Raw genomic sequence first — 18,442 nt, forward strand, 5'->3', positions numbered from 1 at the left:
TTGCTTGACCAATTGCATTTTCGTCATGATCAAGTGGCAGCTTTATTTCGGTTAAACGTATCATTTATATCTCTTTTAGGTGTCATAGCGGGGCATTATTACCGCTCACAATAAGGGAATGCAGGGCACAACGGGTGTGCAAACATAAGGCGCGCATTTTACGTTAAAATAGGGTGATATGGCACTTATTTATTGTATTTTTTGGGAGGATGGGTATGATCAGAAACTGTTGTTTAAAATCTTAGGTATTGAAGTATTATGGCGTTTGTAGTTACCGAAAATTGTATAAAATGCAAGTACACCGATTGCGTATCAGTGTGCCCAGCAGATGCATTTTTTGAAGGTCCTAATTTTTTAGCCATTAGTCCAATTGATTGTATCGATTGTGGTTTATGTGTCCCTGAGTGTTCAGCTGATGCTATATACCAAGAAGATGAATTACCAGAGTCTCAAAAAGAGTTTACTGAGTTAAATGCTGAACTTGCACTGGTTTGGCCGCGTATTACAGAGGCTAAACCTGCACCAGAGGATGCTGATGTATGGAATGGTATAAAGAATAAACTCAAACTACTCGAAACGTGAAATGTAAAAATTAGTTACTCCTTTATCATTAAATAGTTAATTTTTTATTTCAAAGTATTAACAAATGTACCTCGATAAATTACAATCATCCAATTAAGTTATTCCTTGTGAGTAATTACAATCTAAATGGATGTTTATGCAGTACTTTATAACTATAATAAAAAAGTTTACCTTCCTATTTTTAAGTTTTTCTTTGTTACTATCAAGCCTTGGCGTATCCGCTGAAAAACAGCAAATATCTTTATCCCGTATTGATTCTACTATCACCGTTGATGGTGTTATGGACGAAGCGCACTGGCAAAATGCGACACGTATTCCTTTACTCTACCAAGATGAGCCTAACGAAAAAGGGACACCTCCTGTAAAAACTGATGCCTTTATTTACGAGGATGGAACTAACTTATATGTTGGTTTTATTGCTGAGGATCCTAACCCTGAGCAAATTCGTGCATCACTTCGTGACCGCGATACGCTATGGGAAGACGACCTAGTTATTCTTGTTATTGATACATTTAATGATGAACGCAGTGGTTATGAATTCCATGTGAACCCGCTGGGCGCGCAAGGCGATATACGAATGACCGACACCGATGGGTGGAGCTCTGATACCTCATGGAATGCTATTTGGGATAGCGCAGGACAAATTAACGACAAAGGTTATGTTGTTGAAATGCGTATTCCTTTTAAAGCGCTGCGTTTTCCTGAGAATAAAAATGAGCTAACGTGGGGTTTTTCTGTAATGAGAAACTACCAACGAGATGTGCTATATCAGCTATCAAATATGGGGTTTGATAGAAATGTGAAATGCAGCCTTTGCCAGTTTGATAAGTTAGTCGGCTTTAGTGACATTGAATCAAGTAAAAATATCCAATTAACACCTACATTGACTACACTTCGTAACGATAATAAACCTGAGTTGCCAGGTGATTGGGATAATGGCGATATAGATACTGAAGTGGGCTTAGATTTACGCTGGGGTTTAACAAAAGATGCTGTTTTAAACGCGACAATTAATCCTGATTTTTCGCAAGTAGAAACGGACTCTTTAGAGCTTGATGTAAATACAACCTTTTCAATTTATTACGCTGAAAAACGTCCTTTCTTTTTAGATGGTGCTTCTTACTTTAAAAGCAGCTTATTTGAGCTTTTATACACGCGTACAATTGCAGAGCCTACATTAGGTGCAAAGCTGACGGGTAAAACGGGTGATCATAGTTATGCGTTAATGCTGGCTGATGACGACAATAGTAATATTTTACTGCCAACAAATCAGGGCTCTGGCTTTGCAAGTCTTGATAAAAAAACGAATGCAGCCGCAGGGCGTTATCAATATGACTTAGGTCAGCAGGGTACTATTGGTATTTCAAGCACCCACAGAGAAAGTGATGACTATCACAACACTGTATTATCAGTGGATGGTAGCTACTGGTTTAACCAATCGGATACTCTCTTGTATCAAGTATCATCTGCTGATACACGCAACTCTGAATTTTTAATTCAAAATTATAACTTATCTGAAACACAGTCAGATGAAGCATATGCCCTGGAGCTTACCCGCGATAAACGTGATTACAAATTATTTGCATCTTATGAAAATATTGGGCATGACTACCGAACTGATTTAGGTTATCAAGCTAAAGTAGATTATGAAAAAGTAGGCTTTGGTGGCGGACAAACATGGTACAGAGATGAATCTGATTTACTTACCTCATGGTCATACGAAGCTGATTGGGATAAAACGTGGGCGCAAAACGGCGACTTACTTGAAGAAGAATACGAAGGCTTTTTGAGTTTTAAAGGGCAAAAACAATCTATTTTTGAAATTGGTTTAGTGCACCGTTATGAAAACTATAACGACAATTTTTATAATCAAAACATTGGCTATATTTATACAGGCTTTAAACCCAATAAAGATTTAAAGTTATCACTATATATTGAATACGCTAGCCGCATTGATTATGCAAATGAGCAATTAGGCGACGTGTTTGACACTCAAACCCAAATGGTGTGGGACATTAACGACCATTGGCAGCTCGATGTAAAACATAACTACAGTCAATTAGATAACCCACAAGGGGAGCGTGTATTTACAGCTAACTTAGTTGATTTTAGGCTTCATTATAAATTTAGTATGCGTTCAATTCTTAAGCTTATTTTACAATTTGAAGATATTGATAGAGACGAAAATGCCTACTTTTATCAAGTTAGCCAAATTAACAAAGACTACGGTAGCCAGCTGATTTATTCATACAAAATTAACGCTCAAACATTATTTTATTTAGGATATTCAGATAGAGGTTACCAAGATGATTCGCTTAAAAGTATTGAGCGAGATCAGCGTACATTTTTTACGAAAGTAAGCTATGCGTGGCAGCTTTAAATATTAAAAATAACAGTTACAGTGATGGTTATAGTATTTACGGGTTACCCTGCAAGGTAGGTCATTGCAGAGTTTTAAGCATAATAGCTTAAAATAATATGTATTGCTGAGTTTAAAAAAGCGTAACACTTGCTAAGAGAAGCTTTGTAATGCATGAGGTTGAAACTTGAATAATTTCTGTTAATTATGCATTAAAGAAACTGAAATAATAAAAAACCACCTCGGTATTTTACTTTGCCGGCGTGTCATTAAGTTGTGAAGCGATTATAAGTTTTGTTTATTTTACTGAACTCCCTTCTATACTATATATAACAAATAGTTAGCTAATCCTTTATTGTTAATTTTTTTATTATTCTAATGGCTAAGGACTATATCAGTGCTTGATTAGTACTAAATACAGACGATATAATCGTTTTCTGGTAATTGGTTAATATAAGAGAGGAAGCAAAGATGGATTTTTTTTATGAACAAACTTAAATCGTTTGGCGTTATTTCCTTAATTTTAATTCTATTTTGTTTTTGCATAAACATAGAGCTGACGAGCAAGATTAATCGTATAAATTTGTTCCAAACCAACATTGATTTACAAAGTTTCGAGATAACTAATACTTCTCTTGAAATGGCTTCTTGGTATAATCCAATTTTAAACGGTCATTATATTATTAAGCAGCCAACCGCTGACTTTTTACTTATTAAAACGACTGATACTCACTTTATAGCTGCAGATTCAAGTAAATTGATTCTGATGACGATTGCATCACCAATCAATTTTTTGCTTTTATGTATATTAATATTTGGTTGTGGTTTGTATTTACGCAGGGAACGCAGAAAGCGCCATTATAAAAATCAAATAGCTGACCTTAACGTGCAGGCGAATAGCTTATTAACTGCATTTAATCTAGAAGTGAAGCCTGCAGAGAACCCTTTAGGTGTAAGCAGTTTAAGTCAATCAATAAATAGCTTAAATACGCATGTGGTTAATTATGTAAAACAAACTCAAACCAGTATATGCCAAGATAAATTGACATTATTGATTGACCGCCATGCTTACATCGAACATATCGACAGACAAATTCATCATGCTGACCAAGAAAATCTCAAGTGTGCACTGTTGTTTATCGACCTTGATGGTTTTAAACAAGTAAATGACTCATTTGGCCACAGCTTTGGTGATGAAATATTAGTTCAAGTTGCTAGCCGACTTGCGAATGTTTTACGCCACCATAAATTAAGTAATATAAATAGTGCTAACCAATTAGAGCAAAATTTATCACGGTTAGGAGGAGATGAATTCTCCATTTTTATAGAATTACTTGACGATAGCGACAGAGTTGTTGAAATTGCTAAACATGTACTTAGTGAGCTTGAAAAAGACTTCGTACTTGGTAATAAAATAGTAAAAATTAGTGCCAGTATTGGCATCGCGGCTTATCCAGACAGTGCTTCAACACCACAAGCACTTTTACAGTTAGCTGATGTGGCTATGTACAGAGCCAAAAGTGATGGTAAAGGAATATTTAAAGTTTACTCGCCAGAAATGGGTAACAAAATGCGCCGTTACCATTATTTACTCGAAGAACTTCGCATAGCTATATCTTGTAAAGATTTCTATCTATCTTTTCAGCCAATTGTGCATGTGGAAGATTGTATGATTGATTATTTTGAGGCACTTATCCGGTGGGACCATCCGGTTGAGGGTATGATCCCTCCTTCAGAGTTTATACCCATAGCTGAAGAATCTAATTTAATATTAGAACTTGGTGATTGGATTATGCTTGAGTCATGTCGGCAAATGGCTGCATGGCACAATGCAGGTATGCGTAAAGTGAAAATATCAGTCAATGTTTCGGGTATTCAGTTAAAGCATCGTGATATTTACGATTGGATAATGAAGAAGCTTAAAAAAACGGGTTTACCCGCGACATCGCTAATGCTTGAAATTACCGAATCAACATTTATTAAAGCCAGTCCTAAAATAATTAAAGAGCTGAGCAGGCTAAGAGAAGAGGGCATCACTATCGCTATCGATGACTTTGGTACTGGTTTTAGCTCGCTAAGTACATTAGCTGATTTACCAATAGATGTTATTAAAATTGATCGATCGTTTATCAGCCAAGCTAATAAGAGCCAAAAATATAACGATATATTAAATACAATTAGTGAACTTGGACAAAAGCTAGGCCTTAAAATTGTAGCCGAAGGCGTTGAAGAAATAGCGCAGTTTGAGCTCGTTAAAAAAATGGGTGTGAGTTCTGTTCAGGGTTATTTAGTAAGTCGACCTGAGTCATCAGCTAATGTAGGTAATAAAGTTTTACGAAATAACACCAGTAACCTTTCTACATCAGGTACAAGTGCTTGGGATATTGTTCGTTAGGTTAGTTAGTTGTTTTACAAATAAAAATGCCACTCTAAATAGAGTGGCATTTTTGTTTAATAAGTAATTATTGTATTAAAGATCAAATGTGCGTGAAACAGCAAGTACTATACGTTCATCAGCGTAATCGTAGTCAAGGCTCGTATTTTCAGCGGCCACTTCAATACCAAACCCTTCATAACTAGTTTGATATGCTAAGCGGTAGTGTTTGTATGATTTTTTCTGGTTTGTATCCCAAGCCCACTTTTCACCGTCTAATGAGTTTGAAATATCAAAGCTTGCACGTATTGCGTGATTTGGAGCTAGTTCGTACGTGTGTGCAACCATTGATATTACATGACCCGCACCTGTTCCAAAGTAATCCCAGCTATACCAAAAGTTAAGCTCAGTTTGGCCGTATTCACTTGCATAACCAAATTTTGTGTACGCCTCAGCGTAGTCTCCATCGCTGTTGTTGCCTTGATAAGTGTAATAAGCAATACCGTAGTCAACGCTCAATTGCTCATTAAGCTGCACATACTTACCTACATAAGCATCAAGTTCAAAATCAGTGTCATCACCAAAATCAACATTTGAAGCCCATACGCCTGCGTATACACCGCTATCAAAAGCATAGTCTAAACTGCCTTGAATAGCAGGGTCGCTATCAGTTTGGCTCACACCGTTAAATGTATAATCAGAGGCTGCTGTGATTGTTGTTGACCAATCAGCTGCCGCAGTTGTTGATAAAAGTGCAAATGGTAGTGCTACTACAAGTTGTTTTAGTTTGTTATTCATTGTTTATCCCTAGTGTACAGTGTCTATTTTTGTGTAATCAATTTTATTTTCTTTTGGTGAACTATCAATATTCGTTACTGTTTTAAATTTGTTATAGCCAATAAATGCGGCACAAACAAAGAACAAACCAATGACTAACGCGCCTACCCATTGAATTTGTAAAAATTCTAATTTAAACAATAACGTAAGTAGTGATAGAGCAACAACATTTCCGATCATGTATTTCATTTTGCCAAAACGCTTTACGGTAAAGTTTAGGTTATCTGTGTATAAACGCACTAACGAATCGAGTGAGTTAATTACAAACACAATACCTACAAATACCATTGCAAAGTTTTTAATCCCTTGAGTCGAAATGCCTGCTTCGTGGTATTCGTATAATACACTGAACCAGATTGCAATTGGGATTGAAGGAAATATTAACATTGCACCCAATACTTGGTATGTTTTAAGACCACCCACAAAACGTGATGTAAATTGACCAATCATTATGCTCCACGCAAACCACCAAAATAAATAAAACTCATGGTAATCGTTAAGCGGTAAAACAAATTCATTCATGTTCGAAAAATATGTTCCGATTGAACCTAAATTATCCGTGAATGCCGACATGCCACTGTCGCCCATTGCAAATGCACCCACCCACATAAAGCCAATTAATGCTAAAAATAACCACGTGGTAGAAATACTCAAAATGCGAACATATTTAATGTCAGTACTTGAATATACGGCAAAGCAAATAGCTGCAAATACGATTAAATAAAACTCAGTAACTACACTGGAGCCGTCTCCCAGCTTTGGCAAATACCAAGGTAGATTGGTCAACAATAAGTAAGCAGTGAAGGCACAAGTACCAATAATTACTACGTTATTGATAAATTTAACCCAAGGAATATCGAAAAATTTAACTTTAGGTTCTATTACACAGAAATAAAAGCACGTAAGAAAGTAAAATCCCCAGATCAAAAATCCCCAGTAGCCAAACTCAATAGCCAGTGGATTTGCAAACGCGTATTCTGGGCTTGCTTTTATGTCTGCATAACCTGCAAACTCAGTTAGAGGAAACATTATAAGACCCACATCAAGACCTGATGTGAATAGTATCGCTATAAAAGTAAATGTTTTTACCGGTGTTACACCTACTACACGAACATTACCCCATTTAAGTAAGATAATACCAATCGCTAGTAAAGTAAAAATGATCCCAGCATTAAGCCAAATAGTCATTGTTACCCTCCAGTAATGAATGTAAATAATTCATAAGCACTCCGTATTTTATTGTTTTATTCTCGCATTAACACAACGTAACCTATTTACATCGTGTGCCACTGCAAGGCACGCATTGGTTTAGCCCGACGAGACTAAACCTGAGCATGTGGCTAAAGTTAGATCTCCGAACTACGTTGCGTTTCTTGCCAATTTGTTGTTATGGCAACATTCACATCCGATTTCTGTAATGGTTCTTTACCTAAAATTATGTCAGCTGCTTTTTCGGCAACCATAATAGTTGGCGCATTCAAGTTTCCGTTAGGAACTGTTGGGAATATAGATGAGTCAACAACACGTAGTCCTTCAATACCATGTACTTGCGTATTTGAATTAACAACGGCCATACCATCTTCACCCATTTTGCATGAGCAAGAAGGGTGGTAGGCACTTTCTACGGCTTGTCGTACAAAGGCATCTATTTCTTCATCTGTTTGAATGTGTTTACCTGGTTGAATTTCTTCATCGCGGTATTCATCAAAGGCACTTTGCTCGATTATGTCGCGTGTTAAGCGAACGCACGCTCTAAAGCCTTCAATATCATCTTGGTGTTCAAGGTAATTAAATAAAATTGTTGGTGGTTGCTCCGGGTTTGCAGAAGCAATAGTGACACTACCACGGCTTTTTGGTTTGTTATGACCAACATGTACCTGAAAACCATGGCCTGCAAATGCACTTCTACCGTCGTAACGCATAGCCGCTGGTAAAAAGTGATACTGAATATCTGGCCATTCAACACCTGGTTTTGAGCGAATAAACGCACACGATTCAAAATGATTCGTTGCACCTAAACCCGAACGCGTTAATAACCAGCGCGCGCCAATCAAACCTTTTGAAACAATACCTAGCTTGCCGTTAAGCGTGATAGGTTGCTTACACTTGTATTGAAAGTAAAACTCAAGATGATCTTGTAAGTTTTGACCAACACCAGGTAAATGATGCTGTACTTCAACGCCTGCTTTTTCAAGCGCATGAGTATCACCAATACCAGAGAGTTGTAAAATATGTGGAGAGCCGATTGGACCTGCACTTAATATAACGTCTTTTGCAGCATGTGCAGTTTTAACGTCGCCGTTTACTTTGTATTCAATGCCGGTGGCTTTTTTGCCATCTAAAATCACGCGTTGTGCTAATGCACCTGTAATAATCGTTAAATTACTGCGCGATTTAACAGGGTCTAAATACTCACGAGAAGCAGAGCTGCGCACGCCGTCTTTCACGGTCATGTGCATTGGGCCAAAACCCTCTTGCTGAGATGCATTATAATCATCTGTAGAAGCGTAACCTGCTTGTACACCTGCTTTGATAAAGGTGCGGTAAAGCGGGTTTTTCATTTCGTTGCCGTTATTAACGCCAAGCGGGCCTTTGCCACCACGGTAAGTATTTTCACCAAGGTAAAAGCTTTCTGCTTTTTGAAAATACGGTAAACATGATTGGTAATCCCAACCGTTTGCTCCGTGTTGCTGCCATTCGTCAAAATCTTTTGCGTGGCCACGTACATACACCATGCCATTAATAGATGACGACCCGCCTAATACTTTACCTCGAGGACAATGCATTTCACGGTTATCTAAATGAGGCTCAGGCTGCGTATGAAACTGCCATGCGTATTTGTCACTGTTCATAGGAATAGATAACGCGGTTGGCATTTTTATAAAAATACTTTTATCGCTACCGCCCGTTTCAAGTAGTAACACACGGTTACTTGAATCTTCAGATAATCGGTTTGCTAAAACACAACCCGCCGAACCCGCGCCAACAATAATATAGTCGTAATGATTACTCATAGTCGAGCGCCTTAAAATGGGCTTTCTATGTCGGCCATACCAACATAAATAGACTTAGTTTGCGTGTATTGATCAAGAGTTTGAATGCCATTTTCACGGCCAATACCTGATTGCTTATACCCGCCAACTGGCATTTCAGCAGGTGAGTTACCGTATGCATTAATCCAACAAATACCGGCTTGTAACTTATGAATAACGCGGTGTGCACGTTTAATATCGCTAGTAAATACGCCTGCGGCTAAACCTAGATGAGTCCCGTTAGCACGTGCAATAACATCGTCTTCATCGTCAAAAACAAGCACGCTCATTACTGGGCCAAATATTTCTTCTTTAACGATAGTCATATCGTCATTACAATCAATAAACACAGTGGGTGCTACAAAGTAGCCATTAGGTGCAGATTTAGGTGAAAGCGTTGTGCCACCCGTTAATAGCGTTGCACCTTCTTCAATACCTTTATTGATGTAGCTCATTACAAGTTCTTGGTGCTTTTTAGAAATAAGTGCGCCAAAGTTTGTATTTAAATCTTGTGGGTCGCCAGCAATAATATTTTTCTCAGTGCGTGCTTTAAGCTCATCAATAAACTGCTGATATACATTTTTATGAACGTAAATACGTGTACAGTTAGTACAAATTTCGCCTTGCGTATAAAAGTTACCTAACATAGCAGCGCTAACCGCTTGCTCAATGTTGGCATCATCAAATACTAATAGTGGAGATTTACCACCAAGTTCCATCGTGACATCTTTTAAAGTACCGGCAGCACTTGCCACTACTTTTTTACCTGTGCCTACTTCACCCGTGAACGATACTTTATCAATTTCGCTGTGCTGCGTTAGCCACTGACCTACATCGCCCGCACCTTGAACAACATTAAACACACCCGCTGGTACGCCTGCTTCAACAAATATTTCTGCAAGTTTAAGTGCGCCTAGAGGTGTTTCTTCTGATGGTTTGAATATAAATGCATTACCAGCTGCAAGGGCAGGGCCCGACTTCCAACATGCAATTTGTAGTGGGTAGTTCCATGCACCAATACCTGCACAGATACCTAATGGCTCTTTACGTGTGTAGTAAAAGTCATCACCAACCATTTGTTGTTGGCCTACTTGTGCTGGCGCAAGACCTGCAAAGTATTCAATTACATCAGCGCCTGTTTCAATATCAACACAATTAGCTTCTTGCATTGGTTTACCGGTGTCGAGTACTTCTACAAGTGCTAGCTCATCGTTGCGCTCGCGTAAAATAGCCACTGCTTTTAATAAAATACGGCTACGTTCAACGGGTGTCATTGCTGACCATTGAGCAAAACCTTGCTTTGCACTGGCAATGGCTGCGTTTTGAATAAATTCGTCGGCAATTTCTACTGCGTAAATAACCTCGCCCGTTGCTGGGTTTGTTACATCAAATGTTTTGCCGCTCTGGTTTGCAAGAAAATGGCCGTTAATAAAATTTTGATAGACAGGTGTAGTCACGCTAGGCTCCATATTGCTTGATAAGTGAAAGTACATAGCTTTTTGCTAACTTTTCACTGTGTTTAAACTGATTATTGTCTGACTTACTCAATACTGCTCTTAACCATAAGCCATCGATCATTGCAGCGCTAAGTTCTGCAGCTTGCTTTGCTTGCTCAATAGGCATTAATTGCTTAAAAGAAAATGCTAAATTACTTTGCAAGCGTTTACTGTTTACGTTTTGTAGTCTGTGTAACTCTTCATCATGCATCGATTGCGCCCAAAAACTTAACCATGTTCGGGTTGTATCATTACGCTGTTGTACAAGCGCAAAGTTAGCTTCGATAATAAACATTAAACGTTCAGTGGCATTTGTATGATGATTTACTTTACTTATTAAGCCTTGTTTTAAACTTGTTAGTAAGTATCTAACCGTGGCTTCAATTAGCCCCTGCTTACCACCAAAATAATGACTAATAATGCCTGACGATAAACCTGCATTTTTACTAATGCTGTTTATAGTTGTGCCTTGTAGTCCATTAGTTGCAACTGACTCTATAGTTGCGTCAATTAGCTGCTGACGTCTGACAGGTTCCATTCCAACTTTAGGCATAATTTTTATTAATTGAACGTTCAATAAACATAAGTTTAAGGTAATAACTCTAACAATTCAAGGCTGAAGTAAATATCTAGATGCCAGAATGTAGATTAATCATTAATAAAAACGCAACGAATGCGATAAAGAAGATAAGGGTTTGCTTTGTTTTATTTTATTTAAAACAATGGGTTGTAGATTTAATTTTGAAAAATAACAATAGTAATGATTTGTTTACAGCAATAAATGAATAAAATGATTAAAAACCATTAGCCCAGCAATGATTAGAGTACTAATAGTATTATTTTGATGCAAAAGCGCACTAAACCAATAATTGCTTAGTGCTCTAATGAATTTATGTAGGGAGTAAGTGTTGCTGTTTTATTGTTTTAAAGCGCTTAGCTTTGAAAGGTCAGGCATTATTAATAACACCTTTAAAAAGTAGGGGGTAACGTCTTAGTCTATTGCCAATGTAGTCATCAGCTAAAATTTGCTGGCAAATGAAATCAATGTCTTTGCTTGCTTCAAAAACCCAATCAAAGCGCTCTATAGCGAGTAAAAAACCACGCTTTAAATGAGTTTGAGCACGGTACTGCTCTAGATTGTCTTTAATAATAGATACTTTGCTTGGATCAGCTTTAAGCTCTTCTACTACTTGGTTTATAAAAGAAGTATTGAGCTTACTGGTAGGGCGGTGTCTGCGTTTTCGTGGGTGCATTAGCTCTCGTTTGCAATGTTATATAATTTTTTCAAAAAATCGTCTTTATGCTTTTCATGTTCGTAGTCAAGGTGGTAAGTATTATGAAAACCAAAGCGCAGTTCTACGCCGCTACCTTGTAAGTATACTGTATAGCCATCTACGTCTGAATAAGCAGTAACGCCTTGATAATGCTTGCCTTCATCAGTCATTTCACCTTTTTGAATTATACGTTCATATACGGCTAAAATCTGTTTATTGTCGAGTTCGTTTTTCATAATTTGCCCTTTTATTTGATAACTCATACGATACAGATATGAGGGTCGATCATCTTAAAAACAATAGCTAAAAAAGTGTGATATTACTTTGTAATTTAGCTTTTTTAAATTATGCTCAAAACTCATTTATTGTTGAGCTTACACCATGATAGACAAGGCGTTACTACTAAAAACTCGTGAGTTATCGGATCAATTAATTGCATTGCAAACGCCTATTAGGATACTCGATGCTATTAATTGGGATAAACAAACTAAAGAGGAGTTTTTTAGACAAAAATGTCAAAAAAATCCACTTATCGATCGTGCTTACTATCAACAGCGCGACCTTGGTTTTGTACCTAGTGAGTTACGCCAAGCGTTTTCTACTCTACACCGTAACATTATTAACCAATTGGGGCAGTTAAATCCGATTGCTCAATATATGGGAAAAATGTGCACCGAGTATAAAACGGTATTAAGCATGCTTGAGTATCGTGGCACACCAGAGTTTCATGACTTATCGGTGGAGTTATTTGGTCATCCTAAAGATTTATTTCATGCCGGTGAGCCCTCACTTTCTGAGCTAGCTAACATGCTAGATAAACCGCTGCAAAATTTACTTATAGCCGACATACTGCCTGACGACCCTAAAAATATTGATGCTGTTGATGCAGTGCGTATTTTGTCCGAGCAAGTAAACGCTAGTATGGCAGGAATAAACGTAGAGGTTATGCTTAGCGATGGTATTGTCAGTGATGCCGCCGCCGGTGCTAATAATATAAAGCTTAATCAAGATGTTAAGTTTTCTCAACGTGAACTTGATATTTTAGAAGTGCACGAAGGGTGGATACATGTGGGTACCACTCAAAATGGTTTAGCACAGCCGTATTTAACATGTTTAAGTAAAGGTACGCCTAGCTCTACTATTACCCAAGAAGGTTTAGCGGTCCTTACCGAAATTATTACATTAAAATCGACCCCAAGGCGTTTATCTAAATTAGTGAATCGTATTCAAGCCGTTACAAAGGTAATTGATGGTGCTGAGTTTGTAGATATTTACCGTGATTACGTAGCGCAAGGTTTATCAAAAGATGACAGTTACACACTAGCGCAGCGTGTATTTAGAGGCAGTACGCCAACAGGCCTGCCTTTTACAAAAGATATTGCTTACATTAAAGGCTTTGTACTGGTTTATAACTTAATACGTGTAGCAATACAGCTTGGTCGAATCGATAGACTCCCTTTATTACTGGTAGGTAAAATATCGATAGATGATTTTAGATTAATATCGCAGCTTCATGATTTAGGTGTAATAGAGAGTCCACAATTTGTACCACCACACTTTAAAGATTTACGCGGTTTGGCCACTTGGTTGAGCTTTGGTCGTTTTATTGGTGACTTATCGTTTGAAAAATTAGAAAACGATTATAAACCGCTATTTTTATAATTCATCAATATAGCTTACCGCCATAAAAAAAGCCCATAACGGGCTTTTTAAAATAAAGTACTTTAGGTTTTGCTATCGAGCGTTCGTGCTTTCAAATATTTTGTCAGCTGAGGCTGCAACAAAACCAGTATAAAGTTCGCCATCTGCTTTAGGGTAACGAATAGCAAACTCATAAAAACAGCTAGGGATGCTCATATCACCGTCACTAAAGGTCACTGAATATTCATCAGCCAGTGTTGACGATTGCTCTAGTAACACCTCTGGTGAGCCTTTAACTTCGCCGCCTGACGTATTAAGCGAAAAGCCGGCGTCTTTTAGGGCTTGGTTAACATCATGAATGTCATCAAACTTAGCAAGCGTATTAATATTTACGGTAAAGTGATTGGCGCGGTAACCCCACGCCGACACCCACGCTGCATACTCGCTTTCAGCTAGCAGCTGCTTATAAGTATCGGTGCTTACTTGCCAATGCGTGCCTGAATACAAAAAGTTATCAGCAGTAACTGCACTTTCGTCAATTTGGCTTACCATATCGGTTACGATGGCTTGTAACTCTGGCGAGCATTTTTCAACTAATAGCTCAGAAATAAACACTTTTGGCTGATTAGGATCGCTATGCTCATAGTGTTTTGCGTAAAGTTTTTTAGCTTCAAAGTGGTATTCACCACATTCTTTGTAACCAATGGCTAAAAAATGAGCGGCGAGCTTTTCAAGACCTACTTTTTCGATATTAAATGTACGCAGTGCAATATGATCGTTAATAATGTCATTTTTTTGCGTTGACCCTAAAAGGTCATGAATTTTGTCTGCCGATGGTGTTACGTTTAAGTAGTTTTTCCAAAGGCTCTCAAATAATGTGTTTACATCAGTATGCATGTTAAGTCCTTAAATCTAAAATTTGGTTTTATTGCTTATTCAATTACTAAGCCCGGCGCTAAGGTTTGCGGTAAGCTCACTTTATCTGACTCAACAGATGCTACAGGGTATGCGCAATAATCGGTGGCATAATAGGCACTGGCTCTGTGATTACCACTGGCGCCAATACCGCCAAATGGAGCTGCACTTGAGGCACCGGTAATAGGGCGGTTCCAGTTAACAATACCTGCACGGATGCGCTTTAAAAAGTGAGTGTAATCATCTTCACTGTCGCTAAGTAAACCTGCAGATAAGCCAAAGCTTGTGTTATTGGCTTCAATAATTGCACTGTCAAAGTCGGTGTAACGATACACTTTAATTAGCGGTCCAAAATGCTCTTCATCTAGCATGTCGGTAATGCTTGTTACATCAATAATGCCAGGGCTAACAAAACCTGTGCCTGGTTTTAATTGCTTAAGTTCAACAAGTATTTGTGCGCCTTTTGACACTAATTCGCTTTGCGCAGCGACCATGCCTAATGCTGCTTTTTCGCTTATCATTGCACCCATAAAAGGCTGCTCTGTAGCAAAGCTGTCGTCTACAACTATGTTTTTAGTTGCGCTTATTAGCTTTTCTAAAATAGCATCGCCATTGAGCGACTTTTCAATAAATAAGCGGCGTGCACACGTACAGCGCTGACCTGAGGTAATAAAGCCTGATTGAATAATATCGTGCACAGCAGCGCTTATATCGCTCACATCTTTTACAATAAGAGGATTATTACCGCCCATTTCAAGTGCTAAAATTTTGCCAGGGTGTCCTGCAAATTGCTTATGTAGTAAGTGACCTGTGTTTGAGCTACCGGTAAAAAACAAGCCATCTATGTCTTTGTGAGAGGCAAGTGCTTTACCAGTTTCAATTTCACCTTGCACAAGGTTAATAACACCCGCTGGCAAACCTGCTTTTAACCAAAGTGAGAGCGTAAATTCTGCAACGTGCGGCGTCAGTTCTGATGGCTTAAATACCAAGGTGTTGCCTGCTAAAATTGCAGGAACAATATGCCCGTTTGGTAAATGCCCCGGAAAGTTATACGGGCCAAAAATAGCCACAACGCCATGCGGTTTGTGTCTAATAAACGCTTTAGCACCGGGCATTGGGTTTTCGGTTGTACCGGTACGCTCATGGTATGCTTTTACAGATATAGCTACTTTGCCTGTCATTGCGCCCACTTCAGTGCGGGTTTCCCATAATGGTTTACCTGTTTCGCGTGCAATTATGGTCGCAAATTCTTCGCTGTGTTCTTTTAATTGTGCTGCGAAGTTTTCTAAAATGGCTATACGCTCTTCAAGCGGCTTATCTGCCCATTGTAACTGCGCGGCTCTAGCTGCTTTTATAGCTGAATTTACTTGATCAGCGTTTGCACCATTACCTTGCCAAACTATTTCGCCAGTACTTGGATTTATTGACTCAAATGCTGGACCAAGGCCCACATGCCACTGGTTATTAATTAGGTGTGTATTCATAAATAATTTACAGGCGGAAAAATCGCGCTGCATCTCCTTGGCTTAAATTAAGTGCTTTGGCTACATCTTGGCTAATGACGAGAGTATGTTTTGCATGATTATAATGTGCGTCTTTGGTAAATGTTGCTCTAAAGCCACTTACGCCTTGATTACATACAGCCAGCGTATCAGAGCTATTTTGTGATATGTGATCAAGCTCACCAATAGTAATAGGGCAAACTTGAGAGTCGCGAATGCTGCGAATATTACCAAGCTTTGCTTCAACTGTTGGGCCTGCGTCAAATAAGTCAACGTAGCCTCTGTGCTCAAAACCTTCTTTTTCTAATAATTTTAGCGCAGGTTTTGTTTTTTCATGCACATGCCCAATAACTGCTTGGGCTTTTTTGCTAAGTAAGTTCACATAAATAGGGTATTTAGGCATTAACTCGCTAATAAATACCTTATCGCCTAAGCCAACTAAGTGATCCGCTTCTGGAAATTCGATACTAAAAAAATGCTCTTGCAGCCATTGCCAAAAAGGAGAATGGCCGTCTTCGTCGCTAACACCGCGCATTTCTGCGATAACCGTATCTGCAAAACGCTCGCTATGCTGAGCCATAAATAAAAAGCGTGAACGCGATAAAAACCGACCCGTTAAACCTTTACGGCTATTTTCGCGCAAAAATAATGTGCATATTTCAGAGCAGCCTGTGTAGTCGTTACACATGCTTAAAATATCAACGGTGTTATATACATTTAAAGTAGGCGAGTGATGTACTGTTTTACCTAAATGATAATGATATAAAGGCACCGATAAACCTACCGCAGCTTCTATTGCGGTTGTGCCAATAACGTCACCTGTTTCACTGTCTTCTAAAACAAATAAATAGCTTTCATTAAGTGGCTGGTTAATGTTTTTGGCAAAGCTTTTTTCAGCACGTTCAATTTTTTCTTTAAGCTGTGCATCGTCCACAGGTAAAGAGGTAAACCCATGACCGGATTCAATCGCTATTTGTTTAAGCGCGTCAAAATCATTGGCAGTAATAGGACGTAATACTTGCATTTATTGCTTGCTCCAATAGCACGCCTGTAAGCGTGCTAATTTAAACTATATTAACCGTTTACTACATCGCTAACGGCTTTTTCAAAGCGCGCTAAGCCTTCTTTAATATCTTCAAACGGGATAACTAAAGACGGTGTAAAACGAATTACATTCATGCCCGCTACAAGGTTCATTAAACCATTATTAGCACTAGCTACTAAAAAGTCGCGTGCACGTCCTTCAAATTTGTCATTAAGTACTGCGCCAATTAATAAGCCTTTACCACGTACTTCGCTAAATACGTTGTATTTTTCGTTAATTGCGTTTAATCCGTCACGGAATAATTGCTCGCGCTCTTTAACACCGTTTAGCACGTTTGGTGTATTAACTGTATCAAATGCCGCTTCGGCTACAGCACAAGCAAGTGCGTTTCCGCCATAAGTAGAACCGTGAGTACCAATTTTTAAATGCTCAGCAATAGATGTACGAGTGATCATTGCGCCAATTGGAAAACCACCACCCAATGCTTTTGCCGTTGTTAAAATGTCAGGAACAACACCTAAACCTTCATAAGCGTATAAATCGCCTGTGCGACCAACACCCGTTTGTACTTCATCAAAAATAAGTAACGCGTTATGTTTAGTACAAAGTTCACGTACTTTTTTAGCAAATTCATCTGTTGGTGAAATAATACCGCCTTCACCTTGTAATGGTTCCATCATTACAGCACATGTTTTATCGCTGATCAGTGCTTCAAATGCTGCTATATCGTTAAAATCACAATGTACTATGTCAGCAGGTTTAGGACCAAAGCCGTCAGAATATGCAGCTTGCCCGCCCACAGTTACTGTAAAGAATGTGCGACCATGAAAACCTTTATTAAATGCAATAATTTGCGTTTTTTCAGCGCCATATACGTCCAGTGCATAACGACGCGCTAGCTTAAGCGCTGCTTCATTTGCTTCTGCGCCTGAGTTTGCAAAGTAAACTTTATCAGCGAATGTTGCTTCAACCATTTTTTGAGCTAAACGAAGTGCTGGCTCATTGGTCATAACATTTGATAAATGCCAAATTTTTTCGCCTTGCTCTTTTAATGCTTTTACTAATGCAGGATGACAATGACCCAAACAGTTAACGGCAATACCACCAGCAAAATCGATAAACTCATTATTATTTTGATCCCATACGCGGGAACCTTCACCACGAACTGGAATAATTGCTGATGGATTATAGTTTGGTACCATTACGTCGTTAAATAAGTCTCTTGTTACTTGCATTTTACACCTAAATTTAATGGGCTTAGATAAAAGATTTTTTGCTAAAAAAAGAAGAATATAGCCTGTATTCTTCAGCAAACACGATGTTTTTAAATATAGAGTGTTATTATCGAACGTTATTGATGAAATTTGCAGTGCTATTTTGTGAAA

The 18,442-nt window shown here is 38.4% G+C and carries 15 protein-coding genes; 4 read left to right on the plus strand and 11 right to left on the minus strand.

Features of this window, described 5'->3' with window-relative positions; all coding sequences use genetic code 11:
* Positions 1–258 precede the first annotated feature (258 nt).
* The 3 genes from fdxA (at position 259) to P20652_RS07360 (ending at position 5,336) form a co-directional block, all read left to right on the plus strand.
* Complete coding sequence (gene fdxA, locus P20652_RS07370) at positions 259–582, plus strand: ferredoxin FdxA (protein WP_008169628.1); 324 nt, start codon at positions 259–261, stop codon at positions 580–582.
* A gap of 136 nt (positions 583–718) precedes the next feature.
* Complete coding sequence (locus P20652_RS07365; protein WP_008169630.1) at positions 719–2,962, plus strand: carbohydrate binding family 9 domain-containing protein; 2,244 nt, start codon at positions 719–721, stop codon at positions 2,960–2,962.
* A gap of 463 nt (positions 2,963–3,425) precedes the next feature.
* Positions 3,426–5,336, plus strand: coding sequence for a bifunctional diguanylate cyclase/phosphodiesterase (locus tag P20652_RS07360; RefSeq protein ID WP_033017561.1), 1,911 nt, complete (start codon positions 3,426–3,428; stop codon positions 5,334–5,336).
* A 75-nt stretch (positions 5,337–5,411) separates the two neighbouring features.
* On the opposite strand, the gene P20652_RS07355 is transcribed toward P20652_RS07360, so the two are convergent.
* The 7 genes from P20652_RS07355 to P20652_RS07325 all read right to left on the minus strand — a co-directional run bounded on the left by P20652_RS07355 (position 5,412) and on the right by P20652_RS07325 (position 12,190).
* Positions 5,412–6,113: a TorF family putative porin gene (locus tag P20652_RS07355; protein ID WP_008169633.1), complete on the minus strand. Its 702-nt coding sequence runs from the start codon at positions 6,111–6,113 to the stop codon at positions 5,412–5,414.
* A gap of 9 nt (positions 6,114–6,122) precedes the next feature.
* Positions 6,123–7,340: a BCCT family transporter gene (locus P20652_RS07350; protein ID WP_008169634.1), complete on the minus strand. Its 1,218-nt coding sequence runs from the start codon at positions 7,338–7,340 to the stop codon at positions 6,123–6,125.
* Positions 7,341–7,498: 158 nt separating this feature from the next.
* Entirely contained in the window at positions 7,499–9,166 is a 1,668-nt protein-coding gene (betA, locus tag P20652_RS07345) for a choline dehydrogenase (protein WP_008169635.1), read from the minus strand.
* Positions 9,167–9,177: 11 nt separating this feature from the next.
* On the minus strand, positions 9,178–10,641 hold the full coding sequence (betB, locus tag P20652_RS07340) for a betaine-aldehyde dehydrogenase (protein WP_008169636.1): 1,464 nt from the start codon (positions 10,639–10,641) through the stop codon (positions 9,178–9,180).
* 1 nt (position 10,642) lies between these two features.
* Complete coding sequence (gene betI / locus P20652_RS07335) at positions 10,643–11,218, minus strand: transcriptional regulator BetI (protein ID WP_008169637.1); 576 nt, start codon at positions 11,216–11,218, stop codon at positions 10,643–10,645.
* Positions 11,219–11,627: 409 nt separating this feature from the next.
* Entirely contained in the window at positions 11,628–11,933 is a 306-nt protein-coding gene (locus P20652_RS07330) for a hypothetical protein (RefSeq protein ID WP_008169638.1), read from the minus strand.
* Positions 11,933–12,190 carry a DUF3081 domain-containing protein gene (locus P20652_RS07325; RefSeq protein ID WP_008169639.1) on the minus strand — a complete coding sequence of 86 codons (258 nt, stop codon included), beginning with the start codon at positions 12,188–12,190 and terminating at the stop codon, positions 11,933–11,935. The genes P20652_RS07330 and P20652_RS07325 overlap by 1 nt, the downstream gene beginning before the upstream one ends.
* A 145-nt stretch (positions 12,191–12,335) precedes the next feature.
* Between P20652_RS07325 and P20652_RS07320 the strand changes: the two genes are divergently transcribed.
* Complete coding sequence (locus P20652_RS07320; protein ID WP_008169642.1) at positions 12,336–13,616, plus strand: flavohemoglobin expression-modulating QEGLA motif protein; 1,281 nt, start codon at positions 12,336–12,338, stop codon at positions 13,614–13,616.
* A 72-nt stretch (positions 13,617–13,688) separates the two neighbouring features.
* On the opposite strand, the gene P20652_RS07315 is transcribed toward P20652_RS07320, so the two are convergent.
* The 4 genes from P20652_RS07315 to P20652_RS07300 are packed head-to-tail and all read right to left on the minus strand — an operon-like array spanning position 13,689 to position 18,292.
* Positions 13,689–14,492: a DUF1338 domain-containing protein gene (locus P20652_RS07315; RefSeq protein ID WP_008169643.1), complete on the minus strand. Its 804-nt coding sequence runs from the start codon at positions 14,490–14,492 to the stop codon at positions 13,689–13,691.
* A gap of 35 nt (positions 14,493–14,527) precedes the next feature.
* Entirely contained in the window at positions 14,528–15,994 is a 1,467-nt protein-coding gene (gene astD / locus P20652_RS07310) for a succinylglutamate-semialdehyde dehydrogenase (RefSeq protein WP_008169644.1), read from the minus strand.
* Positions 15,995–16,001: 7 nt separating this feature from the next.
* On the minus strand, positions 16,002–17,036 hold the full coding sequence (gene astA, locus P20652_RS07305) for an arginine N-succinyltransferase (RefSeq protein WP_008169645.1): 1,035 nt from the start codon (positions 17,034–17,036) through the stop codon (positions 16,002–16,004).
* Positions 17,037–17,086: 50 nt separating this feature from the next.
* The gene (locus tag P20652_RS07300; RefSeq protein WP_008169647.1) at positions 17,087–18,292 is read right to left on the minus strand and encodes an aspartate aminotransferase family protein; all 1,206 of its coding nucleotides are present in this window, start codon (positions 18,290–18,292) and stop codon (positions 17,087–17,089) included.
* Positions 18,293–18,442: the final 150 nt, after the last annotated feature.

It is taken from the genome of Pseudoalteromonas sp. BSi20652, from assembly GCF_000239855.1.
Taxonomy (GTDB): domain Bacteria; phylum Pseudomonadota; class Gammaproteobacteria; order Enterobacterales; family Alteromonadaceae; genus Pseudoalteromonas.

What these genes read in the sequence shown, in the direction of transcription:
- fdxA (WP_008169628.1), top strand. Translation starts at nt 259, where the DNA reads ATGGCGTTTGTAGTTACCGAAAATTGTATAAAATGCAAGTACACCGAT.
- P20652_RS07365 (WP_008169630.1), top strand. Translation starts at nt 719, where the DNA reads ATGCAGTACTTTATAACTATAATAAAAAAGTTTACCTTCCTATTTTTA.
- P20652_RS07360 (WP_033017561.1), top strand. Translation starts at nt 3,426, where the DNA reads ATGAACAAACTTAAATCGTTTGGCGTTATTTCCTTAATTTTAATTCTA.
- P20652_RS07355 (WP_008169633.1), bottom strand. Translation starts at nt 6,113, where the DNA reads ATGAATAACAAACTAAAACAACTTGTAGTAGCACTACCATTTGCACTT.
- P20652_RS07350 (WP_008169634.1), bottom strand. Translation starts at nt 7,340, where the DNA reads ATGACTATTTGGCTTAATGCTGGGATCATTTTTACTTTACTAGCGATT.
- betA (WP_008169635.1), bottom strand. Translation starts at nt 9,166, where the DNA reads ATGAGTAATCATTACGACTATATTATTGTTGGCGCGGGTTCGGCGGGT.
- betI (WP_008169637.1), bottom strand. Translation starts at nt 11,218, where the DNA reads ATGGAACCTGTCAGACGTCAGCAGCTAATTGACGCAACTATAGAGTCA.
- P20652_RS07330 (WP_008169638.1), bottom strand. Translation starts at nt 11,933, where the DNA reads ATGCACCCACGAAAACGCAGACACCGCCCTACCAGTAAGCTCAATACT.
- P20652_RS07325 (WP_008169639.1), bottom strand. Translation starts at nt 12,190, where the DNA reads ATGAAAAACGAACTCGACAATAAACAGATTTTAGCCGTATATGAACGT.
- P20652_RS07320 (WP_008169642.1), top strand. Translation starts at nt 12,336, where the DNA reads ATGATAGACAAGGCGTTACTACTAAAAACTCGTGAGTTATCGGATCAA.
- P20652_RS07315 (WP_008169643.1), bottom strand. Translation starts at nt 14,492, where the DNA reads ATGCATACTGATGTAAACACATTATTTGAGAGCCTTTGGAAAAACTAC.
- astD (WP_008169644.1), bottom strand. Translation starts at nt 15,994, where the DNA reads ATGAATACACACCTAATTAATAACCAGTGGCATGTGGGCCTTGGTCCA.
- astA (WP_008169645.1), bottom strand. Translation starts at nt 17,036, where the DNA reads ATGCAAGTATTACGTCCTATTACTGCCAATGATTTTGACGCGCTTAAA.
- P20652_RS07300 (WP_008169647.1), bottom strand. Translation starts at nt 18,292, where the DNA reads ATGCAAGTAACAAGAGACTTATTTAACGACGTAATGGTACCAAACTAT.